General features: G+C 70.0%; 21 protein-coding genes and 2 pseudogenes. 11 read left to right on the top strand and 12 right to left on the bottom strand.

Annotation, left to right across the window (positions count from 1 at the left end; translation table 11 throughout):
• Nucleotides 1–5: 5 nt before the first annotated feature.
• Nucleotides 6–1,250, bottom strand: coding sequence for an acyltransferase family protein (locus tag QF037_RS05005; protein ID WP_307022210.1), 1,245 nt, complete (start codon nucleotides 1,248–1,250; stop codon nucleotides 6–8).
• Nucleotides 1,251–1,477: 227 nt separating this feature from the next.
• Between QF037_RS05005 and QF037_RS05000 the strand changes: the two genes are divergently transcribed.
• Nucleotides 1,478–5,209 carry an nSTAND1 domain-containing NTPase gene (locus QF037_RS05000; RefSeq protein ID WP_307022209.1) on the top strand — a complete coding sequence of 1,244 codons (3,732 nt, stop codon included), beginning with the start codon at nucleotides 1,478–1,480 and terminating at the stop codon, nucleotides 5,207–5,209.
• Nucleotides 5,210–5,372: 163 nt separating this feature from the next.
• Here the strand turns inward: QF037_RS05000 and QF037_RS04995 are convergent, their stop codons facing one another.
• On the bottom strand, nucleotides 5,373–6,548 hold the full coding sequence (locus tag QF037_RS04995; protein ID WP_307022208.1) for a cytochrome P450: 1,176 nt from the start codon (nucleotides 6,546–6,548) through the stop codon (nucleotides 5,373–5,375).
• 113 nt (nucleotides 6,549–6,661) lie between these two features.
• Between QF037_RS04995 and QF037_RS04990 the strand changes: the two genes are divergently transcribed.
• Nucleotides 6,662–7,180, top strand: coding sequence for an adenylate kinase (locus QF037_RS04990; RefSeq protein ID WP_307022207.1), 519 nt, complete (start codon nucleotides 6,662–6,664; stop codon nucleotides 7,178–7,180).
• Between the two features lie 549 nt (nucleotides 7,181–7,729).
• The gene (locus tag QF037_RS04985) at nucleotides 7,730–8,530 is read left to right on the top strand and encodes a peptidoglycan-binding domain-containing protein (RefSeq protein WP_307022206.1); all 801 of its coding nucleotides are present in this window, start codon (nucleotides 7,730–7,732) and stop codon (nucleotides 8,528–8,530) included.
• A 62-nt stretch (nucleotides 8,531–8,592) separates the two neighbouring features.
• Here the strand turns inward: QF037_RS04985 and QF037_RS04980 are convergent, their stop codons facing one another.
• Entirely contained in the window at nucleotides 8,593–9,933 is a 1,341-nt protein-coding gene (locus tag QF037_RS04980; protein WP_307022204.1) for a diacylglycerol/lipid kinase family protein, read from the bottom strand.
• Nucleotides 9,934–10,250: 317 nt separating this feature from the next.
• Here QF037_RS04980 and QF037_RS04975 point away from each other — a divergent pair, with 317 nt between their 5' ends.
• Nucleotides 10,251–10,625, top strand: a complete 375-nt coding sequence (locus QF037_RS04975) for a hypothetical protein (protein ID WP_307022202.1) — start codon at nucleotides 10,251–10,253, stop codon at nucleotides 10,623–10,625.
• Between the two features lie 212 nt (nucleotides 10,626–10,837).
• Nucleotides 10,838–11,188, top strand: a pseudogene (locus QF037_RS04970) (ArsR/SmtB family transcription factor); the annotation flags it as partial.
• Nucleotides 11,189–11,477: 289 nt separating this feature from the next.
• On the opposite strand, the gene QF037_RS04965 reads toward QF037_RS04970, so the two are convergent.
• Nucleotides 11,478–12,677, bottom strand: coding sequence for a serine hydrolase domain-containing protein (locus tag QF037_RS04965; RefSeq protein ID WP_307022200.1), 1,200 nt, complete (start codon nucleotides 12,675–12,677; stop codon nucleotides 11,478–11,480).
• A gap of 371 nt (nucleotides 12,678–13,048) precedes the next feature.
• Here QF037_RS04965 and denD point away from each other — a divergent pair, with 371 nt between their 5' ends.
• Nucleotides 13,049–14,059 (top strand): D-erythronate dehydrogenase, encoded by a 1,011-nt coding sequence (denD, locus tag QF037_RS04960; RefSeq protein ID WP_307022198.1) that lies wholly within the window; start codon nucleotides 13,049–13,051, stop codon nucleotides 14,057–14,059.
• A 23-nt stretch (nucleotides 14,060–14,082) separates the two neighbouring features.
• Here denD and QF037_RS04955 read toward each other — a convergent pair whose 3' ends face one another.
• Together QF037_RS04955 and QF037_RS04950 are read right to left on the bottom strand one after the other, a co-directional pair.
• A complete protein-coding gene (locus tag QF037_RS04955) occupies nucleotides 14,083–14,394 on the bottom strand; it encodes a hypothetical protein (RefSeq protein ID WP_307022196.1) in 312 nt (103 codons plus the stop codon).
• Nucleotides 14,391–15,209, bottom strand: a complete 819-nt coding sequence (locus tag QF037_RS04950) for a phytanoyl-CoA dioxygenase family protein (RefSeq protein ID WP_307022194.1) — start codon at nucleotides 15,207–15,209, stop codon at nucleotides 14,391–14,393. The genes QF037_RS04955 and QF037_RS04950 overlap by 4 nt, the downstream gene beginning before the upstream one ends.
• A 70-nt stretch (nucleotides 15,210–15,279) precedes the next feature.
• On the opposite strand from QF037_RS04950, the gene QF037_RS04945 reads away from it, so the two are divergent.
• Entirely contained in the window at nucleotides 15,280–16,065 is a 786-nt protein-coding gene (locus tag QF037_RS04945; RefSeq protein WP_307022192.1) for an AraC family transcriptional regulator, read from the top strand.
• A gap of 295 nt (nucleotides 16,066–16,360) precedes the next feature.
• Here QF037_RS04945 and QF037_RS04940 read toward each other — a convergent pair whose 3' ends face one another.
• On the bottom strand, nucleotides 16,361–16,714 hold the full coding sequence (locus QF037_RS04940; protein WP_307022189.1) for a VOC family protein: 354 nt from the start codon (nucleotides 16,712–16,714) through the stop codon (nucleotides 16,361–16,363).
• A 44-nt stretch (nucleotides 16,715–16,758) separates the two neighbouring features.
• A complete protein-coding gene (locus QF037_RS04935; RefSeq protein ID WP_307022187.1) occupies nucleotides 16,759–17,868 on the bottom strand; it encodes a hypothetical protein in 1,110 nt (369 codons plus the stop codon).
• 362 nt (nucleotides 17,869–18,230) lie between these two features.
• On the opposite strand from QF037_RS04935, the gene QF037_RS04930 reads away from it, so the two are divergent.
• Together QF037_RS04930 and QF037_RS04925 are read left to right on the top strand one after the other, a co-directional pair.
• A complete protein-coding gene (locus QF037_RS04930) occupies nucleotides 18,231–19,019 on the top strand; it encodes a heparin lyase I family protein (protein WP_307022186.1) in 789 nt (262 codons plus the stop codon).
• A 120-nt stretch (nucleotides 19,020–19,139) separates the two neighbouring features.
• Nucleotides 19,140–19,595, top strand: coding sequence for a hypothetical protein (locus QF037_RS04925; RefSeq protein ID WP_307022185.1), 456 nt, complete (start codon nucleotides 19,140–19,142; stop codon nucleotides 19,593–19,595).
• On the opposite strand, the gene QF037_RS04920 is transcribed toward QF037_RS04925, so the two are convergent.
• The 3 genes from QF037_RS04920 to QF037_RS04910 form a co-directional block, all read right to left on the bottom strand.
• On the bottom strand, nucleotides 19,581–20,336 hold the full coding sequence (locus QF037_RS04920; RefSeq protein WP_307022183.1) for a DUF6069 family protein: 756 nt from the start codon (nucleotides 20,334–20,336) through the stop codon (nucleotides 19,581–19,583). The genes QF037_RS04925 and QF037_RS04920 overlap by 15 nt on opposite strands.
• A 5-nt stretch (nucleotides 20,337–20,341) precedes the next feature.
• Nucleotides 20,342–21,340, bottom strand: a complete 999-nt coding sequence (locus QF037_RS04915) for an RNA polymerase subunit sigma-70 (protein ID WP_307022181.1) — start codon at nucleotides 21,338–21,340, stop codon at nucleotides 20,342–20,344.
• An 82-nt stretch (nucleotides 21,341–21,422) separates the two neighbouring features.
• Nucleotides 21,423–21,803, bottom strand: coding sequence for a winged helix-turn-helix transcriptional regulator (locus QF037_RS04910; protein ID WP_307022179.1), 381 nt, complete (start codon nucleotides 21,801–21,803; stop codon nucleotides 21,423–21,425).
• A 135-nt stretch (nucleotides 21,804–21,938) separates the two neighbouring features.
• Here QF037_RS04910 and QF037_RS04905 point away from each other — a divergent pair, with 135 nt between their 5' ends.
• The gene (locus tag QF037_RS04905) at nucleotides 21,939–22,346 is read left to right on the top strand and encodes a RidA family protein (RefSeq protein ID WP_307022177.1); all 408 of its coding nucleotides are present in this window, start codon (nucleotides 21,939–21,941) and stop codon (nucleotides 22,344–22,346) included.
• 93 nt (nucleotides 22,347–22,439) lie between these two features.
• On the opposite strand, the pseudogene QF037_RS04900 reads toward QF037_RS04905, so the two are convergent.
• Nucleotides 22,440–22,831, bottom strand: a pseudogene (locus tag QF037_RS04900) (dihydrodipicolinate reductase); the annotation flags it as partial.
• A 271-nt stretch (nucleotides 22,832–23,102) separates the two neighbouring features.
• Here QF037_RS04900 and QF037_RS04895 point away from each other — a divergent pair.
• Nucleotides 23,103–25,652: a discoidin domain-containing protein gene (locus QF037_RS04895; RefSeq protein ID WP_307022174.1), complete on the top strand. Its 2,550-nt coding sequence runs from the start codon at nucleotides 23,103–23,105 to the stop codon at nucleotides 25,650–25,652.
• The last annotated feature ends 247 nt before the right edge of the window (nucleotides 25,653–25,899 follow it).

The raw sequence follows: 25,899 nt of genomic DNA, 5'->3' as shown, positions 1-25,899 counted from the left end.
CTCCATCATCCGGAGAGCGGCCCGCGCAAAGACTTTCGGCCCCACCTCTGGCCGGGCGCTTCGATGCAGCGGTAGGTCAGCAGGCACAACGGCAACAGCACGGTGAAGAACGCCACTTCGAGCAGAAGACTGTCCTGGCGCCGTCGGCCGATCGTGCCGTCGATCGCCGCCAGCAGCACCGGATGCACCAGATAGACCGAGTAACTGATCGTGCCCAGCCCGGTCAGCACCCGCGGTATGTGCCGGCGCCGCAACAGCAGCCCGGTGCCGAAGGTGAGCACGGCCATCAGGAACGCGACGATCCAGCCACGCCGTACGAAGTGGGCACCGTCGCCGTACCAGAACGCGCTCCCCACGGCACAGGCGGCCACGACGACAGTGGTAGCGGCCGTACCGGACCAGGTGCTCTGACCGTTCTCGGCACGGTAGACGGCGGTGCCGAGGAACATCACGGCGAGGATCACCAGACCCTCCCACTGCGGGACCGTGCCGTTGAACAGGACCAGCACGAGCGCCAGCAGCCCGCCCAACACGCCCCCGAATCCCCGGAGTACGGGTGACCCGGCGCTCGCGCAGCTGATCGCGACCGCCATGGCGACTGCGGCTGACGCGATCAGCGGACCGGTGCCGACCAGGCCGGACAGGGCAGAGGCCGGCAGTACCACCCCTGCCGTCACGCTGATCGCGGCGAGCGCGGCCAGGACGGTTGCGATCGCCGCGGACCGCTGATGGAGGCGGACCGTGAACAGAGCGACGACGAGGAGGTAGAAGGACATCTCGTAGGAGAGCGTCCACAGGACGAGCAGGAGATTGGGTGTGCCCAGCAACTCCTGGAGCATGGTGGCGTGGGCGACGATCACGGTGGCGGCGCTCTGCCGGTCGAAGTCACGGATCTCCGCGATGCCAAGGAAGTTGGCGGCGAGGAGCATGGTGATGACAGCCGCCGCCAGCGGGTACACACGGAAGATCCGCCCGACCCAGAACGTCCGGACGCAGCCCCGGCGTTCCAGCGAAGCGGGGATGACGTAACCGCTGACCAGGAAGAACACCATGATGGCGTAGCGGCTCGTGTTGAACTGCGGCATCAACTCCCGCCGGAAGTCGGCCATGAAGGTGTACGAGGAGTGGTCGAACACGACGACGAGTGCGGCGATGCCGCGCAACGCGTCCAGCCAGCCCAACCGCGACGGACCGACTGCCTTGACGGTGGTCGGTAATCGCGAGGCAGGGGCGAGGGGTCGGGATTCCATGCGTGGGCGAAGTCCTCTTCGATGAGGTGGGCGTCGGGCTTGTCGTACGGCGGCGAAAGGCGGCACGAGCCTGGTCCGGAGGCTCACGCGGCGATCGCCTCACCGGCCGTCTCGGAGTCGGTTCTTGGGCACTGCCCCCGCGCCGCTCACAGCACTGACTCCAGCGGCCGGAGCATTGTTCGGCAGTACCGTTCTGGCGACCGAACAATGAAAAACGGGGTGAAGGTGTGGCGGGGCGTCGTGAGGTGCCGTTGGATCCGGCGGCGGGTCCGGTGCAGCGGTTCGCGTTCGAGTTACGCAAGCTGAGGGCGGAGGCGGACGGGATCACCTACCGGGCGCTGGCGCGGCGGGCGGGCTACTCGGTGACCACGCTGTCGCAGGCGGCGGCGGGCGAGCAGTTGCCGACGCTGCCGGTGGCCCTGGCCTATGCGGTGGCGTGCGGCGGCGACGTGGCGGAATGGGAGACCCGGTGGAAGGAGGCGGTGGAGGAGTCGTCCGGTCACGGCCACGGGGACGACGACGGATCACTCACGCCGTACCGGGGCCTGGCACGGTTCGAGACCGGGGACAGCGGCCTGTTCTTCGGCCGGGACCAGCTCACCGCCGACCTGGTCGAGCTGCTGCGCGGCCGACGGTTCGCCGCGGTCTTCGGCCCCTCTGGCAGCGGCAAGTCCTCCCTGCTGCGGGCCGGCCTGATACCCGCTCTCCGGCGCACTCAGGAGCCGGACCTGCGCCCGGCCGCGATCCGCATCCTGACCCCTGGCGAACACCCCGCCCGCAGCCACGCACCCCTCCTCGTCCCCGCATCGGCCAGCGACGGCAGCGCGAAAGCGGATACGTTCGTGATCGTCGACCAGTTCGAGGAGGTCTTCACCCTCTGCCACGACATGGCCGAACGCGCCCGCTTCATCGACCTGTTGCTGACAGCCCGGCACCCCGACAGCCGCCTGCGGGTGCTCTTGGCGGTCCGCGGCGACTTCTACGGACGCTGCGCCGAGCACCGCGACCTGGCCGACGCACTGCGCGACGCCAACCTGCTGGCCGGCGCGATGAGTCAGACGGAGCTGCGCGACGCCGTCGTCAAGCCGGCCGCGGCCGCCGGGCTGACCGTGGAACGCGCCCTCACCGCGCGGCTGGTCAAGGAGGTCGCCGACGCGCCGGGCGGGTTGCCGCTGCTGTCGCACGCGTTGCTGGAGACCTGGCGCCGCCGCCGCGGCAAGACGCTGACCATGGCGGGGTACGAGGCGGTCGGATGCCTGGACGGGGCGATCGCCAAGACCGCCGAGCAGATCTACGACCGGTTCACCGAAAGCCAGGCGACCGCCGCCCGCCGGGTACTGCTGCGCACGGTCGCCCCCGGTGACGGCACCCCCGACACCCGCTGTCCGGTCCAGCGCGCGGAACTGCCCGGCACCGGCCGGGACGACACCGCCACGGTGGTGGAGGCGCTCGCCGGGGCGCGGCTGCTCACCCTGGACGGCGACACGGTCGAGATGGCCCACGAGGCCCTGATCACGTCGTGGCCCCGGCTGCGCGGGTGGATCGAGGAGGACCGTGAACGCCTGCGTGTGCACCGGCACCTGACCGAAGCGGCCCACGCCTGGCAGGACTTGGGCCGCGAGAAGGGCGCCCTGAGCCGGGGCAGCAGGCTCACCGCGGCCCTGGAACACTTCGGTGGCACAGCGCGCGAGGACCTGACCGACGTAGAACACGCCTTCCTTCACGCCAGCCGTGGCCATGAGCAGAAGGGCCGCCGCCGATACCGGCTGGTGCTCACCGCGGTCACCGCCGCCCTGTGCCTGGCCCTCGTCGCCGCAGGCCTGGCCGTGGGGCAGTGGCAGAGCGCGGTCACCGCCCAGCACACGGCCCAGTCCCGGCAACTGGCCGCCCAGTCCAGCGCGTTGCTGGACTCCGACCCCGACCTCGCCGCACTGCTCGCCGTGCACGCCTACCGAACCAGCCCGACCCGCGAAGCCACCGCCGCCCTCTACGCCGCCGCGGCGCTCCCCCTGCGCAAGCGCCTGACCGGTGGCACCGAGCCCGTGGACGCCATCGCCCTCAGCCCGGACGGAAAGACACTTGCCACCTCCAGCAGAGACGGCAAAATACGGATCTGGAACGTTCCCGCAGGCCAACTCCGAGACACCTTCACCGGCCACACCAGCAGCAACGAAGACAGCCAGGCCGCGGTGTTCAGCCCTGACGGACGCATCCTGGCCGTCGCCACTTCCGGTGGCACCGGAACGAAGGTGACCCTGTGGGATCCGGCCGGCGGCAGGAAGATGAGGGCCCTTTCCGTTCCCGACGGTTCGGTTCGCGGGTTGGCCTTCAGTCCTGACGGTCGGGCCGTGGCCGCCTCCTCCCCGAGCGCCGTACGGGTCTGGGACGTGGCCACCGGCCGTACACGCCACAGGTTCACCCACCACCCCGACCCGCAGGCGGTCGGCTTCGGCCCTGGCGGACACACCGTCGCCGCAGTGAGCCCCACTGGAGGGGTGCGGGTGTGGGACCTGACGACCGGCCGGACCCGAACCTCCCGTGACAGCCACATCAGGGGCAGCGAGGCGGCCTTGAGCCCGGACGGTCAGACGTACGCGGTCGTCCGCACCGACGGTTCGGTGCAACTGCGGGAGACGGCCACCGGCATCGTCCGGCGCACCATCAAGGACACTCCCACCGGGTCGCACGGGATGGCCTTCGCCGCCGACGGGCGCACCCTCGCCATCCCGGGCCCAGGAGACACGGTGCGGCTCTGGGACACCGCCTCCGGTACGGCGCGGACCACCGTCACGGCCGGCCTCCCTGGAAGGGGAGTCAGGAGCGTGGCCCTCAGCGCGGACGGTCGCACCCTGTTCACCAGCGGCAATACGAGCCCCACCATCCGCGTGCACCGCCTGTTTGCTGATCACCCGCGGACCACGCTGTCCGGCCCATCCGGCACGTACATCACCGACATGGAGTTCAGTCCCGACGGACGTACGGTGACCACGGTCCGGCAACCGCCGCTCGGCCGTGGGTCGGTACAGCTCTGGGATGCCAGGACCGGCGAACTCGAAGCCACCCGGGCACCCAATACGGACCCGGCACCTCGGGGACAGCGACCGCCCGTCACGGGTTCCCGCCCCGTGGCCGTGGGATTCAGCCCGACCGGGCGAGCCCTGACCGCCGGGGCCGTCAACCGCAGGGTCATCGAGGTCCGGGATGTCGCCACGGGCAGCCTGCGCCAAAGCCGTGACGTGGGCGGCATTCTCACAGCGGTCTTCAGTCCCGACGGGACACGGCTCGCCATCGTCGGCGAGAAGGGGTCGGTGCGCATCTGGCACCTGTCCACGGGTGAACTGCGCACCGTCCACACCAGCCCCGACGGATCCGTGAGGGCGATGGCATTCGCCCCGGACGGTCACACACTCGCCGTCGTGGACATCGAGACGGGCGGCGACCAGATCACGCTGCTCGATGCCGCGACCGGCCGCACAGAGCGCACCATCGACCCGGGCCTCCGGAGCCTGCTGACACTCGCGTTCAGCCCGGACGGGCACGCCCTGGCCACCGCGAGCGGCAGCAGCGGCCTTGTGAAGACGTGGGACACGCGCACCGGTCAGCTCGAAGACGCCTTCAGCGTCAGCGCCCAGGTGTCGTCCCTGGCTTTCACTCCCGATGCACGCACCCTGGCCGCGAGCACCGTAAGAGGAGTCCAGCTGTGGGACCTCGCCACCAGCCAGAACCGAACCACCCTGTCGGCCCGCTCGCCCGGAACAGTGACCTTCAGCCCGGACGGACGGACCCTGGCCATCGGCACGGGCAGCTCCGTCGGGCTGTGGAACGTCGACCTGCCCGACGTAACCCACGCGATCCGCACCATCTGCGAGGCCGTCGACCGCACCCTCACCCCGGTGGAACAGGCCCGCTACCCGGACACGCGGTCAACTGAGACCGGCTGCCGGGAGACCGCGCGATAGGACGTCCGGTGCGGACCGCGCCCCGTCAGGGGCGCGGGGAACTGCGCGACCAGCCCCCACCGGCCCGCAGGTCCATCACCGCACTTCCACCAGAGCGCTCAGGCGGCGCGGCGAGGCAGATCCGTATTGCGTCCTGCTCGCCCGAAAGCCCGGTGCGGGCCGCTCAGGCCGCTCGTCCCCACCGCACGTGCAGCGCGGTCGGCTTGCGGAAGACCAGGCCGTACGGGGCCACGGTGTGGTCGGGGTCGAGGCGCAGCTCGGGGAGGCGTTGGAGCAGGTGCTGGAGGGCGATACGGGTTTCCAGGCGCGCTAGGTGGGCGGCGAGGCAGTAGTGCGGGCCGTGTGCGAAGGCCAGTTGGAGACGCGCGTTCTCCCGGCGGACGTCGAACCGGTCGGGGTCGGCAAAGACGGCCGGGTCGCGGTTGGCACCGGTGAGGGAGACGGTGACGAGGTCACCACGGCGGATGGTGGCCGGGCCGAGCACGATGTTGCGGGTGGCGTAGCGGTCCACGACGGCCGCGCCGGGTTCGAGGCGCAGGGATTCCTCGATCGCGCCGTCCAGCAGACCGGCGTCGGCACGGACCAGGGCGAGTTGGTCGGGGTGCCGCAGCAGGTGCAACAGCGCGTTGGTGATCATCGCCTCGGTGGTCTCGATGCCTCCGAACATCAGCACCGCGGCATTGGACGCCACCTCGGGCACGGTCAGCTGCCCGGCGGCTGCCGAGAGGAGGGAGGACGTGTTCCGGTCGGCGACGGTGGCTTCCACCGCTGAGCGCAGCTGCGCGTACGCCGTGACGCCCGCCGCTCCCGCCTCCAGGCCAGCCGTGATGTCCGAGACCGACCGCACGATGGCGTCGTACCAGGAGAGCACCGTGTCCACGGTGGTGCCGGCCAGCCCCAGCGCCTCGGTCACCACCGCGACCGCGAGGGGTCCGGCGAAGGAGCGCCGCAGTTCGGCCGCTCCCGCCGGTTCGAGGGCGCTGATGAGCGTGTCGGTCTCCCGCTCGATGAACGCGGCGAAGCCCTCACGCACGGCCCGGGGGCGGAAGGGCGCGATGAAGGGCTCGCGGTGCCGGGCGTGCCGGTCACCGTCGAGGGACAGCATGCTGGGGCCGACCACTTGCGCGGTGGAGAACCGGGGGTCATCGACGGTGAAGGTCTCGGCATCCCGCATCACGCTCAACGCGAGATCACGCCGGGTCACCAGCCAGCCGCCCAACTCGGGCACCCACGACACGGGTTCCCTCGCCCGCAGCAGTGCCAGGCGCGGATGTGGATCCCGGGCGAGCTCGGCCAGCGTGGTCTCGGCGCCGAGCGGGCAGGACTCGACGACGCTCATCGCGCGCTCTGGCCCGGGGGCTGGGAACCGTTCATGCGGCTGACGCTAACAAGGTGCTCCCAGGGCAGGGAGGTCGGGGGACCGCGCCGGGGCGCCGGGCATAGAGTGCACCCGTGGAACGGATCTTGGTGGCGGGTGTAACCGGTGTGGGTAAATCCACGCTCGCCCAAACCCTGGGCAGTCGTCTGGTCCTGCCGTACCACGAGATGGACGCGCTGTACTTCAACGGCCCCAACTGGGCCGTCAATGACAAGCTGACCGAAGACGTATCCAAGCTCACCGCCGAGCCTCGCTGGATCGTCGACTCCGTCGGGTACCCGGACGTCCGTGACCTGCTGTGGGACCGGGCCGACACCGTGATCTGGCTGGACTACCCCAGACACGTCATCATGCCCCGCGTCCTGAGCCGCTCCATCCGGCGCACCGTCACCCGCGAGGCCCTCTTCGGCGGGAACAGGGAAACCTGGACCGGCTGGCTGAGCCGGGAACACCCGGCGTGGTGGGCCTGGTCCCAACACGGGGCCCGCCGCCGCGAGATCGGAAGCCGCGTCCGCGACCCCCGCTTCGCCCATCTCGACGTCCTCCGCTTCGGTCATCCCGATGACACGGCGGCCTGGCTGGAATCCCTTTGATCCCTGGGGTCGGGTCGCCCCTGGGCGCGACGCGTGTGACGCGAAGGGCGATGCCACCGAGTCCGTTCGTCGGCACGGACGACTCGCTGACCGGGATCCTGTGCGGCTCCCTCTGAGTTGTCGGCCCTGGCGCCGAGCCGGTCGGATCCCTGGGTGTTCGGAACCGGCAGACCACGATCCTCGCGGGCTTGCTCGAGCATGGCGAGGAATCGGCCTGCCAACTGGAGCATCCTGCGGATCCGCAAGTCCTCCCAGGCCAGGCCGGGGACACCTGCTCGTCTGAACGGGCAGCTGACGCGCCCTCACCCGCCCCAACAGCGCGCACGGCCGATTCTCGACGGTCCGGACACGTGGATTCCATTTTTGGACTTCTTGCGGAGCTCACGCGTGTTGTTCATGTCTAAAATATGGAGGTCATACGGAGAGGGAGCGTGTGTGAGTCAGCCGACGGGTCCCGCCTGCGCGGAGTGCGGTACACCTCGACCCGCGGACGGCAGCCTGGCCTGTTCCTGTGCTCGCCGCGCAGCCGACGCCCATCGTGCGACCCGCATGGCAGAGGCCGAGGCTGCCGAGGACTTCGATCCGGTGCGGATACGGCCCTTCGTGGCGATAGGCGACGACACCACATCGCCTGACGTCTACGCGACGTCGGAGGAATCCGAGACGGAACCCGCGGACCAACCGGCCGGTGACCGGCAAGGCCGGGAAGACCCGATCTCACTGCCCGTCCATACTCCGGACGTGCCTCGCTCGGACGACAACACCCAGAACTCCCCGCGCAGGCGTCGGATCGCGCTGGGCACCGGGATGGGGGCCGCGGCGGCCGGCCTGCTGACGGGATGCCTGGTCGGCGGATTCTTCTGGTACGACAGTCCTGATCGGGACGGCTCCTTGTCCGGCGGCGTGCGCGCGGGCCTGCCGGACGAACAGTCCACGGCCATCGATCCCTCGTCCCCGGACCCGTCCGCGTCGATGACCTCGGCGCAACCGTCCCCGTCCGCTACTCCCTCACCGGACACGACCACGACCGCAGGTCCCCTCCCTCCGACCGGCACCACCCCCAGCCCGACCTCGTCCAGCGCCACCGCCACGGGCAGCCCTACATCGAGCCCCTCGCAAGGGGAGGCCCCCGTGCTCCGCCTCGGCGACCGGGGACCCGAGGTGATCGAGCTCCAACTCCGCCTGCGGCAGACCGGCTTCTTCGCCGGAGAGGCCGACGGCGTCTACGACCGTGAGGTCGAGAACGCGGTCCGCGCCTACCAGTTGACTCGTGTGGTGGTCGAGGACGAGCCGGGCGTCTACGGGCCGGCGACGCGAACTTCACTCGAATCCGAGACCTCGGAGCCATGACGCACGACTTCCGCGGACGTACGAGTCGGCAGCCGGCAGCTCTGCCGGCTCAGCGGTGACCCTCACATACGCCGTGGGGCAGCCGTACGGCTGACTGTCGCCGCCAGCTTCCTCAACCGGCGCCAGTCCAGGCGTGGTTGACGTTGAACCACCCCCGGCCGCTTCCGAGGGACGCGGACGGTGAGAGCGCCGGCCGCTATGCGGCAGTGGACCGGTGAGGGAAGGACGAGGGCCTCGCCGTCGAGACCCACCTGCACCTCCGCTGCGTCGGCTTCGACGACGACCTCGCGGACGGTCAGGACGGTGAGCGCGGCCGGTTCCGGGTCGAGCAGCAGCGCGGCGGCGTCGGCCGCGCCGTCCACTCGTACGCCGAGGACCCCCAGTGCTCCGGTGTCGAGCCGGTCACGACGGCCGAACCCGAAGGGATCGCCGGTCCGATAGGGGTTGTTGCTCACCAGCACCGCCTGGGGGGAGTCGAGGGTGGTGTCTCCCGCCTTTGCGGTGAGCCGGGCGCCTTGCTGACCGGTGAGCAGGTCGGGCAGCAGGTCCAGGCTCGTGCCGATCTTGTCGCCGCGATAGGAGGGACTCTGCACGATCGCCGCATAGGCCCCAAACGAGGCGTTGTTGACGAAGGGATGGTCACCGGCGAAGCCGAGGTCGACGCGGAGTTCGACACCGTCGCTGAGCGCGTCGAGGCAGGCGCCGGGGTCGTCGCGGTCGAGACCGAGGTCCAGGGCGAAGTGGTTGCGGGTGCCGGCGCTGATCACGAGAAACGGTATGCCGTGCTCGGCGGCGACGGCCGCGACCAGGGCCTGGGTTCCGTCGCCGCCCGCGGCACCGAGCAGATCCGCACCCTCCGCGACGGCGGCCCGGGCCAGCGCCGTGATGTCCTGTTGTTCGTCCGGGTCCAGCAGGACGACTCGAGCGCCGAGCCGCTCGGCCTTCTCCTTGAGCCCGAAGCGGTCCACCTTGCCGCCGCCCGACCGCGGATTCATGATCAGGAACGGCCGTTGCGGCGGGGGCGTGCGGTACTCCTTGCTCCGCACCCGATGGCTTCCGGTGCCGCGCAACGCATACCGGCCGCTCCACACGGCAACGCCCCACAGCGCCAAGGACACCGGCAGGGCCCAGAGGAGGGTGGCGGCGAACAGGGCGACGATCGCGGCGGGGACGGCCAGGACCAGCACGCCCGCCGCCCAGCGCAACGGTCCCCGCAGGGTCAGCGTCCACCACGCCGCAGCCGAGGCGACCGCCAGGCCGGCAGCGCCGCACACCAGAAGCAGCACGCCGGCCAGGCCGTCGTAGCCGAGAGGCACCAGGACCGCGAGGGCGGCAGCGGCCAATGCCACCCTCGCCGCCCAGCGTTGCCCTCGATACGCCCGTCTGCTCACATCTATGACCAAGTGTTCTCTCCGCCCGGGAAACCCGCCTCGACCTCGCACGACCGAACTCTGGCAGATCCCTGACAGAACCGTCGTCCTCTGTGATCCGGCGCCCCGCTCGCCGGGCGACGCCCGCCGAGCGGGGCGGGGCGTCAACTTCATGGCCGGTCACGGCACTTCCGGTCTGCCGAACGGTCCGGGCATGCCGTTGTCCGGTCGGCACAGGACAGTCTCAAAGACTCGGCCGTGGTGTGCGGACGGCGTGCGTACGGTCCGGAGACCGAGGCGGGTCGGGAGCGTCGGTCCGCCGCAGTCAACGGCATGCAAGGGGAGGCGTTGTGGCGAGTGTGGAAGTGGCCCTGAAGGAGATGATGGCCGGGGTCGAGGGCTCTTTGGGAGCCGCCGTCGTCGACTACACCAGCGGAATGGCGCTGGGCACACTGGGCGGGGGCAAGGACCTGGACCTGACGGTCGCGGCGGCCGGCAACACGGACGTGATCCGGGCCAAGGTGCGCACGATGGAGCAACTGGGCCTCAACCGCCGGATCGAGGACATCCTGATCACGCTGGACTCCCAGTACCACCTGATCCGCCTGGTCACCGGTCGCACCGGCAACGGATTGTTTCTGTACCTCGTCCTGGACAAGGCCCGCTCGAACCTGGCGATGGCCCGCCATCAGCTCAAGCGGGTGGAGGAGGCGATCGAGATCTAGCGCGGCCGAAGACCCTGGGCCACGTCTGCCCATCATGTGAAGACTTCTTCAAGTCACCACATGAGCATGGTTCCCATGCGCGGTCGTGGCGGGCCCGGGGCGTGAAGGATCGGCATCCGAGGGCGGCAAGCGGTGCGGCGGCGTCCCTGGACGCCGCCGCATCCCGGCAGCCCCGTCGCCCCCACCCGACCAGGAGCGAGCAGACATGCAGGCCCCCCTACCAAGTCAAGGCGGAGTTCTTCCGCATGCTCGGTCACCCCGTACGCATCCGGGTGCTGGAACTGCTCCAGGACGGCCCGGTGTCCGTCCGGGACCTGCTCGCCGACATCGAGATCGAGCCGTCCAGCCTCTCGCAGCAACTGGCCGTTCTGCGTCGCTCCGGCATCGTCGTGTCCATACGGGAGGGCTCCACCGTCCGCTACGCCCTCGCCGACGGCGACGTCGCCGACCTCCTGCGCGCCGCCCGCCGTATCCTCACCGAACTCCTCACCGGCCGGAACCAGCTCCTGGCAGAGCTGCAGCAGATCGACGCCCCGCCCGAACCGCTGCACCCCACCAGATGATGCCGACCGGAGACGAAGGGGACCTGTGCGGCAACTGCCGGCGCTAGTGCCGCGGCAGGCAACGTTTGCCCCGTCGCGACGCCCGGCACGCTCCCCCACTGCCTTGAGGGCGTGGGAGGGGCCCCCACTCGCCGCACCGGCCGAAAGCCCAAGTACGTCCAGTACGAGGGCTTCCGGCCGGCACGCCGAGAGCACGCTCCCCCACCCTCGAACCGCGCTTCGCACGGCTCGGGCGGGAGGGACCCCCACGACGCCGCTCCTTGACGGGCAAACGTTGCCTGCCGCGGCACTAGCTCGTGGGGAGCGGCCGGTCGTAGACGTTGTCCGGCGTCACGATCTCGGTGATCGCCCGGGCGAGCAGCGAGGACGGCTCCTGGCCCTGGTACGAGATGTCGGTGTTGAGCATCAACACCAAAGTGGCCTTCTTCGAGGGCAGGTAGACGGTCACGGTCTGGTATCCGGGGATGGAGCCGTTGTGCCCGATCCAGCCGTCGCTGTTGAAGATGCCCAGGCCGTAGCTGGTGCCGGGATGGCCGGTGGGCAGCATCTTGAGCCGCTGCTCCTGGGTCTGCGGCCGCAGCAGCGTGCCCGTGGCGACGATCTTCGCCCAGCGACGCAGGTCGTGCAGATCGGAGATCATCGCTCCGGCCGCCCAGGCCCAGCTCGGGTTCCAGTTCGTGCTGTCGGCGACCTCACCGGTCAGCGTCTGGTTGGTGTAGCCGCGGGGGTGCGGTCGAGGGAACTCGAAGCCCCGCGGGAACAGCGTGTGGGACAGACGGGCGGGACGCAGCACCCGCTTCTCGATGAACTCGTCGAGGCGGTGCCCGCTCATCTTCTCGACCACGAGGCCGAGCAGGATGAGGTTGGTGTTGGAGTACTCGAACTGCTTGCCGGGCGCGAAGGTGTTCTTGTGCTTGAAGCCGTACGCCAGCACTTCCCGCGGGGTGAACGAGCGCTTGGGGTTGCTCAGCAGATCGTGCACGAAGTCGGCGTCCTCGGTGTAGGGGAAGAGGCCGCTGCGCATCTCGGCGAGATGGCGCAACGTGATCCGGTGCCCCTTGGGTACGCCGTGGATGTACTTGGAGATCGGGTCGTCGAGCCCGACCAGACCGTCGTCGACGAGCTCGAGTAGCGCGGTGACGGTGAAGGTCTTGGTCTCGCTGCCGATCCGGACGAAGACATCGGAGGTCATCGGCTTGCGGGTGGCGGTGTCGGCGACGCCGGTCGCACGGACGTAGCTGCCCTTGCCCGGCATCCACAGCCCGGCGACCACGCCGGGGATGCCGGCCTGCTGACGGACCTTCTCGATGGCCTTGTCCAGCCGTGAGGCCAGCTCAGGGTCGAGTTCGTGCGCCGGGCAGTCGTCCGGCCGGGACGGGTGGGAAGCGACGGACTGTGCCGCCGTGGCGGGAGCGGCCGCCATCGGGGCCAGCACGGACGCCACGAGCAACGCTGCGGCGACGACACGGCGGGCGGAGGTACGTTTCACGACTCGGTGCCTCTTCCAGGTCAGGGTCGGGACAGCCACGTCACCACCCGCTGCCTCGGAGCCGGTCCTGCGCGTGGCCGCCCTCCGTGCAAGTCCACCCGTTCGGCGCCGCGCGGGTCGCTGGGACGCATGACAACGTGGCACGTCAGCGGCGCGTGGCGCACCAGCGAAGTGTGGTGCGGATCGCCCCCAGCCGTGCGGAGCGGGCTGCGTACGGCCGCGTCGGTTCGCTGCGGGGGCGTGTGCTGCCGGCTCATCGACCGCCGGTCGGCCAGATGTCCGTGCACGAAAGCAGACGGGGTGCGGTGTCGCGAAGCGGCCCGGTGCGCCATCGTGAGACGTGCCGGTTGTCTGGTGAGGGGGAGTGGCGGGTGAGGGTCGTCGTGACGGGGGCGTCCGGGTTCCTGGGACGCCTGCTGGTGAGGGAACTCCTGCGGAAGCGGTCGTTCGCCGCGGAACCGGTCACCCGGCTGGTGCTGGTCGATCGTGTTGCCTGGCCGGATGGTCCATCGGCCACGGACCCGCTGGTGCGGACGGTCGACGGCGACCTGGTCGACCACCTCGGCGAGGTGTTCGCGGAGCCGGTGGACGTGGTGCTCCACCTCGCGGCGGCGGTGTCCGCCGAGTGCGAAGCCGACTTCGACCTCGGGATGCGCGTCAACGTGGACGCCACCCGTGCGCTGCTGCAGGCCGCGCGGGAGCAGTCGGCGAGCGGCGGCCCGGTGGCGCGGGTGCTGTTCGCCGGCAGCCTCGCCGTCTACGGCCCTCTGCCGACGGGAGGGTTCCCGCCGATGGTCAGCGAGGCGACCTTGCCGGCACCACAATCGAGCTATGGCACACAGAAGTTGATGTGCGAGCACCTCATCGCGGACATGACCCGCCGCGGTTTCGTCGACGGGCGCGTGGCCCGGTTGATGACCGTCGCGGTCCGGCCGGGCAGGCCGAACGCGGCCGCTTCCGGGTTCGTCTCCGCCATCATCCGCGAGCCGCTCGCCGGACGGCCGACCGTCTGTCCCGTCGCCCCCGGGCTGAAGGTGGCCCTGGCCTCGCCGCGGAGCACGATCGAGGCCGTGCTCCGCATCGCAGAAGCCGAGCGCGGCAGCGGGCCAGGACAAGTGGAGGGGGCGACGCCGGTCAACGTGCCCGGTCTGACCGTCTCGGTGGCCGACATGCTCGCCACACTGCGGAGAGTGGCGGGCGCTCCGGCCGCCGATCTTGTGACCCTCGCACCAGATCCGGCCGTGGAGGCCGTCGTCGGTTCCTGGCCCGCGGTCTTCGACAACCGCCGCGCGGCGGACCTGGGCCTGCTGCCCGACGCGAGCTTCGAATCGGTGGTGCGGGAGTACCTCGCCGATCATCCCGAGGCGGTAGTGGATCACTGAGGCGAACCCGCCCGATCGTCATCTCACAGGCCGACGAGCTTCTCGAAGAAGAACTCGTGCTTGAGGAAGGACGTTTCGTGCTCCGCCCCCGGATACGGCGGGATGAGCTGGGCGGCCTGGAAGAGTCGCCAGCCGTCGCGCAGGGCGGCGACGCCTGTGCGGTACGGGGGTTCGTCGCTGTCACCGGTGGTGGGAGAGGTGGTGCCGGTGCCGTCGTAGCGGGCCCAGCCGACCACGTGCGAGTCGAGGGCGGAGGTGGCCAGGTACAGGACGAGCACCTGCTGACGCGTGGTGTGTGCGGCGGTGCCGGTCGTCTCGCTGGCGGTGATGGTCATGCCTGGCTCCTCAGAGCGGGCCGGTTGGAGATACGGGTGGCCCAGTGGTCGATGTCGAAGCCCGGGTCGCCGGTCAGGGTGCGCCACAGCTGGATCCGGTTGTGGATCTCCAGTCGGCCGGTGGCCGGTTCGTACCAGGGGAAGGTGCGCCCCAGTTCGGAGGACACGGCGGGGGAGTGCAGATCCGAGACGTCCCACAGCCGAACTTGGGGCACGGTCGGGTTGAAGCGGATCTTGTACATGTGGCGGACGGTGTCGCTGTCGTTGCGACGCCCGCCGTGCCAGATGCCGTGATGCACCAGCATGACGGTGCCCGCCGCACAGGTCAGCCGGGTCTGGCCGAGCAGGTTCTGGTAACGGCCGGTGTCGGACTCGTTGGTACGGCGCAGATGGCTGCCCGGTACGACGAGCGTGCCGCCCATGTCCGCGGTGACCTCCTGCGGGTAGTACATGAGCTGCACGTCGAACGCGTCGGGCCGCACATCGATGAGGGCGTCGGCGTGCAGTGGCTGCGCGCTGCCCTCGTGGGGTTCGCGGGTGTGCACGAAGTGATGGTCGACGCTCGGGTCCGATCCCACCAGACTCTCCAACGCTCCTGCCACAGCGGGGAGTTCGACGAGCCGCCGGGTGAAGGAGCCCTCGGGGAACGCCTTCGGCACCGTAGTGCCGTACGGCACGGCGGGCAGCCCGGTGGCGAAGACGCCGAGCGCCTCCTCGTTCATCTCACGGGGCACGATGCCGTCCAGGCGCAGGAAACCGTGAGCCACGAACCGCGCCACCTCGACGGAGTTCAACAGCTGTCGTGTGGTTGACATACGACGACCGTAAAAGTGGCCGCCGCCCCTGTCGTGGGCTGTAATCAGCGACCACTGGTAATTTTCCACCATGCAGCAACAGGTGGAACTCGCCCTCGATCAACCGCCCCACGTGGCGAACGCGGGCGTGGGCGTACACGGCTCGGCCGGCCCGCACGAGGTCTTCCGGCTGCCCAGGCTGTGGCAGCTCCATCTGTACAGCTACTCCGGCACGCTGGAGTTCGGCGGCGTCTCGCACCCGATCCGACCTGGCCACGTGAGCCTGGTGCCACCCGACACCGAGGTCCACTTCCACTACGACGCCCCGCGCTGCGAGCACCTCTACGCCCACTTCCGGCTGCCCGGCGACGGAGAGCGGCGCCGCCTCCCGGCGATGCAGGATGCCGGTGCGGAGGCGGCCGCGCTGAGCGGGCTGCTGAGACGGACGGTCGCGGCGAGCACACAGTCCCCGTCGCGCGCCTCCGCGGAGCTGTGGACGGTGTTGTGGCGCACGACCACCCTGACCGGCTCCGCGGACAGCAGCCCAGGCCCCCGGCACCCCGCCCTGCGCACGGCCATGGCCCACATCGAGGAACACCTGGCCGGTCCCCTGAACATCCCCGCCATCGCCCGCGCCGCGGGCGTCTCCCACACCCACCTCACCCGACTGTTCCGCGAGGACACCGGGTCCACCGTCGTCGGCTACATCAGACACCGGCGCATGGAGCGCGCCCGACACCTCCTGATCGCCTCGACCCTGGCCATCCCGGCGATCGCGGCCGCGGTCGGCATCTCCGACCTCCAGGCGTTCAACAAGACCTGCCGCAAGGAACTGGGCGCCTCACCGCGGGCGGTACGGCAGGCGGCGAGTGGCTGAGCGCAGCGGGCCCGGGCTAGTGCCGCGGCAGGCAACGTTTGCCCCGTCGCGACGCCCGGCACGCTCCCCCACTGCCTTGAGGGCGTGGGAGGGGCCCCCACTCGCCGCACCGGCCGAAAGCCCAAGTACGTCCAGTACGAGGGCTTCCGGCCGGCACGCCGAGAGCACGCTCCCCCACCCTCGAACCGCGCTTCGCACGGCTCGGGCGGGAGGGACCCCCACGACGCCGCTCCTTGACGGGCAAACGTTGCCTGCCGCGGCACTAGCAGGCATGCCCGCCTGTCTGACGACGAGGTCAGGCGGGCTGCCACAGCTCGACCCGGTTGCCCTCGGGATCGGTGACCCAGCCGAATCGACCGACGCCCTCCATGTCCTGGGTCTCTTCGGCCACATCGGCCCCCTTGGCGCGCAACTGCGCGAGCATCGCATCCAGGTCGCGGACCCGGAAGTTGAGCATGGTTCGCTGCGCACGGGACCCGAAGTGCTCGGTCCCGGACTCGAACGTGGCGAACACCGTCACCCCGGCGTCCTGACGCCACATGCCGTGCTCGTCGGCGTCAAGGCCCAGACAATCGCGGTACCACGCACTCAGGGCCGCGGGGTCAGCGGCCCGCATGAAGTAGCCACCGATACCAAGCACGCGTTCCATAGCGCCATCTTGCCAGGACGGCTCTCGGGCGGCCCGCCGTGCTGCTACCGGCGCTGCTTGTGCTGCTTCCATGCGCGACCGCCGTCGTGCGAGATCCACAGCCCTTCGCCCTTGACCAGGCCGTACGTCGACGTCGTCGCGTCAGCGATGCCGTAGAGCGTCGTGCCGTCGACGGCGAACGATGTGAATCGTGCCGGTGTCTTCAGCTCGTGGAAGGCGCGGTTGGTGCGGTCGTCGGCGAGCCAGTAGCGGCCGCCTTCCTCGCCGACGAGCAGCCGCCCGTCCGTGAGCAGCTCCAGGACCAGCGACACCGAGCCGCCCTTCAGGGCCTTCCAGGGGATGCCACCGTCGAGGACCGTCTGCCAGTGTCCGCCGTCGTCCGTCGTCACCAGCAGGCCGCGCACGTCCTCACTCCGGGTGAGGGACAGCGCCGCGGTGCCGCCCTTTGCGACGAGGATGCCTCCCGCGTCGGAGTACGCCTTCGGGACAGCCCTGGAGCCGAGGGTGCGACCGTCGCGCTGCCATACGACACGGTTGGGCTCGTCGGTGAGGAACTGTTCCAGGCTCCAGACCGTGCCCCGCTCGTCGACGGCGTGGAGGATGGCGTCGTCCGGCACCCCGGCCGGGGGCGCCACGGTCCGCGTGGCCGGGCGGTAGACGAGGGTGGGCTCCAGCTCGGCGAGCAGGATGTCGCCGGGCCGGGTGCGCATCGGCGTGTCGGTGACGGCGACCTTGTGCCGCTTGCCGCCTACGTCGAGCAAGTACGCTCCGTCCGCCCCCTCTCCGGACGGCACTCGCACGAAGCCCCCGCTCACTCCCTTGAACGCGGTCCGCGTCGCCTCCGCGTTCCCGTGCTCCGCGTGCTCGGCGACCGTACGGCCGTCTGGTCCGACGATGCGCCAGGCGAAGGCGGCCGGCCCCTCGTCGTCCTCGACGTTGAGGACGTCGTACGACAGGAGCAGCGAACCGTCGTCCGCGCGGGCCACGCCGGTGGGCGCGCCGGCCGCCTCGAGGACGTCGGCGGGCTGCGGGTGAGGGTCCTCGATGACCCGCTTGTACTTCGCCTCACGGCCCCCGGAGTCCCCGGAGCCCCCGTCGTCCATGCCTGCCGCACCGCAGGCGGCCACCGCGACCACCGCACTCACCGCGGTCACGAGCCTGAGCGTCCACGTCCCACGTCTTTTCAGCCACACCATTGCCGCATCCTGGCACGAGTCGGAGGCCGCCGCGGTGACAGATCCGCGAGGTCACCTGAGACGTCGCGATACCCGAACTGGGCTCGCCCTCTGTGAAGGCTCGTTCGCCAGCGCGTCCTGGCTGGTCGCGCTCTGGCCGGAATCCTTCCCGGGGCTCGGGCTTATCGGTCTGGACCATTGACCCGGCATGGTCGGGACGCCACTCTGTACTCCGCCGGCAGATGCGTGAGTGAACATGGGTCAGATCCATGAACCCGCTGCTCGCGTCCCCCGCCATGGCTCCGCACGTCCACCCCCCACTCACGACGAGGTGAACGGTCATGAGCACCACGCGCAGAAACCTTCTCGGCGCCGCGCTCGGCGGTGCGGCCGCCGCAACGGTCGGTCTGCCCGCCTCCACCGCGCACGCCGCCTCCTGGCAGCTGAAGTGGTCCCCGTCGGCGAGCGGTGACGGACTGGGCGCCTTCGAGACCATCGAGGACGACCGCGCCGACTCGCACACGTCCGCCGCGCCGCACATCTACGCCACCGGCGACAACTGGCGCTTCAACATGCACACCGTCGACCGGGACACCTCCACCGACCGTCAGCGCCACGAGGTCACCGGCCTGCGCAACGGCAGCGGCGGCAACTACCTCAAGTGGACCGAGGGTCAGACCTGGCGGGTCACGTACTCGATGTACATACCGAGTTCCCTGAAGGCGACCACCAGCTTCACCCACATCATGCAGATGAAGCAGCCAGGCACCGGCTCCTCGCCCGTCGTCGTTCAGTCGCTGCGCCGCGTGAACGGCGTCCAGACCATCGAGTTGAAGCAGTTCACCGACGACATCCTCATCGGCCGTACTGACCTGGAGCCGCTCCACGACAGATGGATCGACGTCGACTTCCAGATCAAGGTCGGCAACGGCTCGGCGGGTTCCCTGCGCTGGATCCTCAAGAACGGCTCGACCACCGTCATCGACAAGTCCCGCACCGGCATCGACACCTTCCTCGCCGACCGTGTCCGCCCGAAGTGGGGCATCTACCGCTCCTTGGGCGACACGTCAGGCTCCCTCCAGAACTGCTACCTGCTGCTCAGCAACATGCGCGGCTATCAACTCCTCTGACGGGACCGCCGGCCCGCGGGGCGTCGCGAAGCTACCCTGCTCCTGAACCTGGAAGCGTGCTCCCGCTCAACGGCGTGTGGCTGATTCCGTGGACCGGTCCGGCAGGGAAGGGCGGGGCGTGTGGACCAGGGCGAGGACCAGATTCTGGCGGACGAGCTTGCCGCACTGGGTGCCGCGGGCGGGGGCAGCGGTCGCCTGACCGGACTTGTGGCCAAGCTGATGGGGAAGAACGTTCACGAGATCGACCTCGTCATCCCCTTGCCGTTCGGCGATGCCGTGGACCGCGTCGCCGCCGTGCTCGGAGGGGGAGACCGGCCGGTGGTGTCCATGCGCGTCGAGGACGGCAGGGACCAGGAGATGCTGCGTGCCGTCGTCGGTGGTGGTCTTGGCGGCCTGAATCCCGTGGTGGTCACGGTGTTGGTGACAAAGGGCGGGGAGGACAGCTCGGCGGTGAGGCTCCGCGCGGCTGCCAAAGAGGGCTTGGTCAAGCAGCGAGCGGGGGAGAAGACCGCCACCCGCCTTGCGGCATTGCTGCCTGGTGCTGCTGGAGAGTTCGGCACCTCACGCCAGGAGTAACTCCCGGAGGCTGTGCGCCAGAACGGGGATCATCACCGCCGCCGGGACGAGGTGGAGCCCGAGGAGGGCGGTGATGGTGGCGGTGTCTGCCCCGCAGAGGAGGGGCGGGACCCACGAGAGCGCGGTCACTGACACTGCCGTCCACACGAATCGCTCGGCGGGGCGGGTGCTCCAGTGCAGAAGAGCGGCGGCGATGACGATGCCCAGGACCGAGAAGAAGCCGGTCACCACGGCGAACCCGGGCAACGGGATGCTCTCGCCGCCCTCGGGAACCTCGAAGTCGACACCGGCTGCCCGGGCCAGCGCCGCGCCCAGGGTGGTGGCCGCCATCGCCGCGAGCGTGGCAAGGAGGCCGGTGCCCGCGAGCCTGGCGAGTCGGTGGGTGCGGCGGGTGGGGCCCGCCGCCGGGCCTGCGACGACCCCGGCGTCATCCATGGTGTTCATCCCGCTCCTCCATCGTTCGGTAGCCGGCGTACGAGGGTGTCGACCGGCATACGACGGCCCTGGCCCCGGGGTGAGGACGCGCACCCTGGCCGTGCGACGGCCGGGGTTTCGCAGGGCCCGGACGCCGGTGCCGCGGAGCCAGAACCCGGCATCGCGTCCCAGTACCGGCCCGGGCTCGCCGTCGCGCAGCTCCAGCTGTACCCGCCCGCGGGTGACGACGCCGAACGCGTCGTACCACTGCGCCGCGACCACCGCGACACGCGCGCCACCGCGCAGCGTGAGCGTGAGCGTCCGCACCGGGATTACTCCGTACCGTCCGCAGGCAGACGTTCCGGCAGCCCGAGCCGCGGGAACTGGTCGTCGTGGAACGTGACGATCTCGGTGATCGCCCCGCCGGTGATGCGCAGGACGTCGAGCGTCAGCGGCAGGTACGCGCCCTCCCGCTCCTGCCAGAGGTAGAAGGCGACGGCGGGCTGCCGGTTCACGGAGGTGGGGACGCCGCGCAGGCCCGTCATGCCCTCGAAGCCGTCCTCGACCCAGTCGTTCACCACCGCGTCGCGGCCGACGTACAGGCCCGGCGTGGGCGGCATCGAGCAGCGGACGTCGTCCCGCAGCAGTGCGGCGAGCGTCGGGATGTCCGTGGCCACGCTGGCGTCGGTGAAGCGGCGCACCAGCTCGCGCGTTGCGGCGTCCTGTTCGCCGCCGGTCCAGTCCTGCCGCTCGGCGGGCAGGTGTTCCCGCATGCCGGCACGGGCTCGCTGGAGCGCGCTGTTCACGGAGTTGACGGAGTCCCCGAGGATCTCCGCGACGTCCTTCGCGGGCCAGCCGAGGACGTCCCGCAGGATCAGCACGGCACGTGGGCGCGGGGCGAGGTGCTGGACCGCGACCAGGTACGCCAGTTCGATCGTCTCCCGCGCGACGGCGAGGCTCTCCGGCTCGTCCATGTCGCCCGCGGGCAGTTCGTCGAGCAGTCGGTCCGGGTAGGGCTGCAGCCACAGCACCTCGCCGCCGGTCGCGGGCTCCGGGCGGCGCTTGGCGAGCAGGTCCAGGCAGGCGTTGGTGGCGATCCGGTACAGCCAGGCCCGGAACGTCGACCGTCCCTCGAAGGTCTCCCGCCGCCGCCAGGCACGCAGGAACGTCTCCTGCACGGTGTCCTCGGCGTCCTCGAACGACCCGAGCATCCGGTAGCAGTGCACGTGCAGCTCCCGCCGGTGCCGCTCCGCCAGCCCCGCGAACGCCGGCTCGTCGACCTCGCCCAGCCCGCTTCCGCCCGGCTCCTCCAGCCGCGTGTCCGCACTCATCACGTCATCCTTCCGCCTCGTCATGTCCTGACGTAGGTGTGACGGGTGCGGTCGCGAAAACTCATCACTGGGACACCGGCCCTCAGCTTTCGAAGCGCTGCCGGGCGGACTCGATGTGCCGGAAGTAGCGGTAGGTCCACTCGCACATGCCGTCGACCGTCGCCCGCAGTCCGTGGCCCGCTTCGGTGAGGGTGTACTCGACACGGGGCGGGACGGTGGGGTGGACGGTTCGCTCGGCCAGGCCGTTGCGCTCCAGCATGCGCAGGTTCTGGGTGAGCATCTTGTGGCTGATGCCGTCGACCCGGCCGCGCAGCTCGCTGAAGCGCAGGGTGCCTTCCCCCAGTGCTTCGATGATCAAGAGTGCCCACTTGTTGGCGACGTCGGAGAAGATCTCCCGCGCCAGGGAGTCGGCGAGACGCAGGTTGGCGTCATCGGTCGAGCCGCTGAGCCGCTTGGTCACCATGAGGTTCCCCAGTCACTGAAAAGTGCGTTCTTCCATGTCACCGCTCACTCTCCTACGGTTCCTCAGTAACCACAAGAGACCGCATCGGTCTGACGGACACGGGCTCACAGAAGCCTGGACAAGGAGACGGACACCGTGGCCATCACGCTGAGGAACCCCGAGGGGCTGCCGAAGATCGATGTCTACCGGCAGGTGGCGATCGCGTCCGGCACGAGGCTGGTCTTTGTCGCAGGCCAGGTTTCCTGGGACGCGGAAGGGATCACGGTCGGCGGGGGAGACCTCGCCGCGCAGGTGGAGCAGTGCTACCTCAACGTCGCCACCGCACTGGGCGAGGCCGGCGGTTCCTTCGACGACGTGGCGAAACTGACCTTCTACGTCGTCGACTGGACCGTCGACAAGATGCCCCTCCTCCTGGAGGGAATCTCCCGGGCGACCGCGAAGCTGGGACTCACTCCGGTGCCGCCGGCCACACTGATCGGCGTGGCGGCCCTGGACGTCCCCGAACATCTGGTCGCGATCGAAGCCACCGCAGTCCTCGACTGAGTGCTGCCGGCGACCGCTGCCAGAGCTGAGGCCACAGTCGTCAGGGATGCTTTACGGACGGCAGCGTGCAGGCCGTGTCGAGCCCCAGGACGTGATGGAGCCCCCGGCCTCCATGGACTCCAGCAGCACGTCGCGGATCTCGGCAGGCGCGTGCGTGCAGTCGTACATGCCGTACAAGGACGGCGTGACCACCACCGCGCCCGCGCGCAGCGCACGGCTGACGTCCTCGATCGCACCGTCCGGGCGCACACCCCCGGAAGCCGCGTACGCGACGGCGCGAGGGGCTCGGGAGAGTGCCGCGGCCACATCGTCCGTTGCCGTCACCCCGAGGCGCCGCCGAGTCCGCTGAGCTCGCCCGCGTCCTTGCCGACCTTGGCGGGGCTGGACACCAGCACGGCCACAAGGCTGAGCTCCGGGTGCGCCGCGACGGCCCGAACGGCGGCGCGCCCGACGTTGCCCGTGCCCCAGACCACCGTGGGAATCATGGGCGGAGGGTAACGAGGCACCCCAGAACTTCCCATAGCCGTGCGCGAGGAATCCGGTGCCGGAGCCGATGCCGGTGTGTCGTCAACCTGTCAAGGGATATGGCAGAGACGGGCCCGGAAAGATTTCAACTTTCGAAGGCTTGCCGAGAGTTGTAACTCATCAGTTAAATCAAGACGTGAACTAAGCGTCGCGGCAGTGGCCTTGGCGTACGGCCACATCCGCCGTCGGCGCGCCCTCATGTCCTTTCCCGACGCACCCGCAGGGACCTCCATGAGACTCAGATCCTTGGGTGTCGCGCTCGCCGCCACGGCAGCGCTGATCACCCTGCCCACCATCCAGCCACCGGCGGCCGCGGCCGCCGACGCCAACCTGTCCCAGGGCAGAACGGCAACGGCATCCTCCAACGAGAACGCGGGCACCCCCGCGGCCTACGCGGTCGACGGCGACACCGGCACCCGGTGGTCCTCGGCCGCCACCGACGACCAGTGGATCCAGGTCGACCTCGGAACCGGCGCCACGATCAGCCAGGTCGTCGTCAACTGGGAGACGGCCTACGGCAAGGACTACAAGATCCAGTCGTCGTCCGACGGCAGCACCTGGACCGATCTGCGCACGGTCACCGGCTCGGACGGCGGCACCGACACGCTCGCCGTCTCCGGCCAGGGCCGGTACGTACGTCTGCAGGGCGTCCACCGCGCGACGGCATGGGGCTACTCCGTGTGGGAGTTCCAGGTGTTCGGCACCACCGGGCCATCTCAGCCCGGCACCTGCTCGACCGCCGATTCGGCGCAGGGCAGGACCGCTTCGGCGTCCTCGACGGAAAACGCCGGCACACCCGCATCCGCCGCGGTCGACGGCAACGACTCCACCCGCTGGTCCAGCCAGGCCGCGGACCCGCAGTGGCTGCGCGTCGACCTGGGCTCCTCCCAGGACGTCTGCAAAATCGACCTGAACTGGGAAGCCGCGTACGGCAAGGACTTCCAGCTCCAGGCCTCCGCCGACGGCCAGAACTGGAGCACCCTCAAGACCGTCACCGGCGCCACCGGCGGCCGCGCCTCCTACGACGTGAGCGGCACGGGCCGCTATGTCCGCGTCCTGGGGACGGCTCGCGGAACGGTCTACGGATACTCGCTGTGGGGGGTCGCCGTCCATACGACGTCCGGCGGCACCGGAGGCCCGGTCCAGGGCGGCGGTGACCTCGGCCCGAACGTGATCGTCGTCGACCCCTCCACACCGAACCTCCAGCAGAAGTTCGACCAGGTCTTCGCCCAGCAGGAGTCCGCCCAGTTCGGCGCCGGGCGCTACCAGTTCCTGCTCAAGCCGGGAACCTACAACGGCATCAACGCCCAACTCGGCTTCTACACCTCCGTCTCCGGCCTCGGAATCAACCCCGACGACACCCAGATCAACGGCGACATCACCGTGGACGCGGGCTGGTTCAACGGCAACGCCACCCAGAACTTCTGGCGTTCGGCGGAGAACCTTGCGATCACGCCGTCCAACGGCACGGACCGCTGGGCCGTCGCCCAGGCCGCGCCGTTCCGCCGTATCCACGTCAAGGGCGGCCTCAACCTCGCCCCCAACGGCTACGGATGGGCCTCCGGCGGCTACATAGCCGACTCCAAGATCGACGGCACGGTCGGTCCGTACTCGCAGCAGCAGTGGTACACCCGGGACAGCTCCGTGGGCGGCTGGACCAACGGCGTGTGGAACATGACGTTCACCGGCGTCCAGGGCGCCCCGGCGAGCAACTTCGAGACCGGGCCGTACACCACGCTGGACACCACCCCGGTCTCCCGCGAGAAGCCGTTCCTGTACCTCGACGGCAACGACTACAAGGTCTTCGTCCCCGCCAAGCGCACCAACGCCCGCGGTGTGTCCTGGCCCGCCAACGCCGGGACGTCGCTGCCGCTCAGCCAGTTCTACGTCGTCAAGCCCGGCGCGACGGCCGCCACCATCAACACCGCACTGGCCCAGGGTCTGAACCTGCTGTTCACACCCGGCGTCTACCACCTGGACCAGACGATCAACGTCACCCGCGCCGACACCGTGGTGCTCGGGCTCGGCCTGGCGACCATCGTGCCCGACGGCGGCATCGACGCCCTGCACGTCGCGGACGTCGACGGCGTACGGCTGGCCGGCTTCCTCATCGACGCCGGCGCCACCCGCTCCGACACCCTGCTCCAGATCGGCCCCGCAGGCGCGGGCGCGGACCACTCCGCCAACCCGACGACCATGCAGGACGTGTTCATCCGCATCGGCGGCGCCGGCCCCGGCCTGGCCACGGACTCCGTCGTGGTCAACAGCGACGACGTCGTCATCGACCACACCTGGATCTGGCGCGCCGACCACGGCGAAGGCGTCGGCTGGGAGACCAACCGCGCCGACTACGGACTGCGCGTCAACGGCGACGACGTCCTGGCCACCGGCCTGTTCGTGGAGCACTTCAACAAGTACGACGTCGTATGGAGCGGTGAGCGGGGGCGCACGATCTTCTTCCAGAACGAGAAGGCGTACGACGCGCCCAACGCCGCCGCCATCACACACGACGGCGTGGTCGGCTGGGCTGCCTACAAGGTCGCCGACACGGTGGCCGTGCACGAAGCGTGGGGCCTGGGCAGCTACTGCAACTACACCTCCGATCCCTCGATCGTGCAGCACCACGGCTTCCAGGTCCCGGTCAAAGCGGGCGTCAGGATGCACCACCTCCAGGTGATCTCCCTGGGAGGCAAGGGCCAGTACGCCCATGTCATCAACGACACCGGCGCCCCGACCTCGGGGACGGACACCGTGCCGTCGAAGGTGACCTCGTTCCCGTGATCCACGTCGTCGCCTGCCCTCGGGTGGTGCGCCCTCGGGGGTGCGCCACCTGCGGGCAGGGGACTGTCGGGCAGTGTGATGAAAAATACAGACGACTTCCTCTCGGCTCTCGACACACGAGACGGACTAACCCGTTCTAGCTGCATGAGATACGGCTTCGCGTTGACTCTCCGGGGCAGAAGCCGCTGATGGCCGGGCTCCACGGCAGGTGGATCAGGGCCGCCGACTGGCTGGTGGACAGGCGGAG

It is taken from the genome of Streptomyces canus (assembly GCF_030815415.1).
Taxonomy (GTDB): Bacteria; Actinomycetota; Actinomycetes; order Streptomycetales; family Streptomycetaceae; genus Streptomyces; species Streptomyces canus_F.
Note: the sequence above shows the minus strand (reverse complement) of the source record. Positions and strands in the feature narration are given on the sequence as shown.